The sequence below is a fragment of the Shewanella sp. M16 genome, assembly GCF_018224605.1.
GTDB classification, from domain to species: Bacteria; Pseudomonadota; Gammaproteobacteria; order Enterobacterales; family Shewanellaceae; genus Shewanella; species Shewanella oncorhynchi.
On record NZ_JAGTUL010000099.1, the window covers coordinates 1 to 1,823 of the forward strand.

At 51.2% G+C, this 1,823-nt stretch carries 1 rRNA gene; it reads right to left on the bottom strand.

Annotated features, from left to right (window positions below):
* Nucleotides 1–1,823, bottom strand: a 23S ribosomal RNA gene (locus KFE26_RS23560); the annotation flags it as partial.

Genomic DNA, 1,823 nt, shown 5'->3' on the forward strand with positions numbered 1-1,823 from the left:
AGTCTCCCACCTATCCTACACATGTAGGTTCAATGTTCAGTGCCAAGCTATAGTAAAGGTTCACGGGGTCTTTCCGTCTAGCCGCGGGTATACGGCATCTTCACCGCAATTTCAACTTCACTGAGTCTCGGCTGGAGACAGCGTGGCCATCATTACGCCATTCGTGCAGGTCGGAACTTACCCGACAAGGAATTTCGCTACCTTAGGACCGTTATAGTTACGGCCGCCGTTTACCGGGGCTTCGATCATGAGCTTCTCTTGCGATAACCCAATCAATTAACCTTCCGGCACCGGGCAGGCGTCACACCGTATACTTCCTCTTGCGAGTTTGCACAGTGCTGTGTTTTTGATAAACAGTTGCAGCCACCTGGTATCTGCGACTCCCGTCAGCTTAGAGAGCAAGTCTCATCACCAACAGGAGCGTACCTTCTCCCGAAGTTACGGTACCATTTTGCCTAGTTCCTTCAGCCGAGTTCTCTCAAGCGCCTTGGTATTCTCTACCCGACCACCTGTGTCGGTTTGGGGTACGATTCCCACTAACCTGAAGCTTAGAAGATTTTCCTGGAAGCATGGCATCAACTACTTCAGTCCCTTAGGACCTCGTCATCAGCTCTCAGTGTGTACATTAAAGTACGTGTCCCCGGATTTGCCTAAGAACACCACCTACCACCTTAAACGCGGACTACCAACGCCGCGCTAGCCTAGCCTTCTCCGTCTCTCCATCGCAGTTAGCGGAAGTACAGAAATATTAATCTGTTTCCCATCGATTACGCCTTTCGGCCTCACCTTAGGGGTCGACTCACCCTGCCCCGATTAACGTTGGACAGGAACCCTTGGTCTTTCGGCGAGGGGGTTTTTCACCCCCTTTATCGTTACTCATGTCAGCATTCGCACTTCTGATACCTCCAGCGTGGGTTACCCCTTCACCTTCAACGGCTTACAGAACGCTCCTCTACCGCGCACAGTAAACTGTGCACCCGTAGCTTCGGTGACTAGCTTAGCCCCGTTACATCTTCCGCGCAGGCCGACTCGACTAGTGAGCTATTACGCTTTCTTTAAATGATGGCTGCTTCTAAGCCAACATCCTAGCTGTCTAAGCCTTCCCACATCGTTTCCCACTTAGCTAGTACTTTGGGACCTTAGCTGACGGTCTGGGTTGTTTCCCTTTTGACGACGGACGTTAGCACCCGCCGTCTGTCTCCCGAGTAGTACTCATTGGTATTCGGAGTTTGCAAAGGGTTGGTAAGTCGGGATGACCCCCTAGCCTTAACAGTGCTCTACCCCCAATGGTATTCGCTCGAGGCGCTACCTAAATAGCTTTCGAGGAGAACCAGATATCTCCCGGTTTGATTGGCCTTTCACCCCCAGCCACAAGTCATCCGCTAATTTTTCAACATTAGTCGGTTCGGTCCTCCAGTTGATGTTACTCAACCTTCAACCTGCCCATGGCTAGATCACCGGGTTTCGGGTCTACACCTTGCAACTAAACGCGCAGTTAACACTCGGTTTCCCTACGGCTCCGCTATTCGCTTAACCTCGCTACAAAATGTAAGTCGCTGACCCATTATACAAAAGGTACGCAGTCACGGTCTCAAGAACCGCTCCCACTGCTTGTACGTATACGGTTTCAGGTTCTATTTCACTCCCCTCACAGGGGTTCTTTTCGCCTTTCCCTCACGGTACTGGTTCACTATCGGTCAGTCAGGAGTATTTAGCCTTGGAGGATGGTCCCCCCATATTCAAACAGGATGTCACGTGTCCCGCCTTACTCGTTTTCATCAATGGTTAGTTTTCATGTACGGGGCTATCACCCTGTGCCGCTG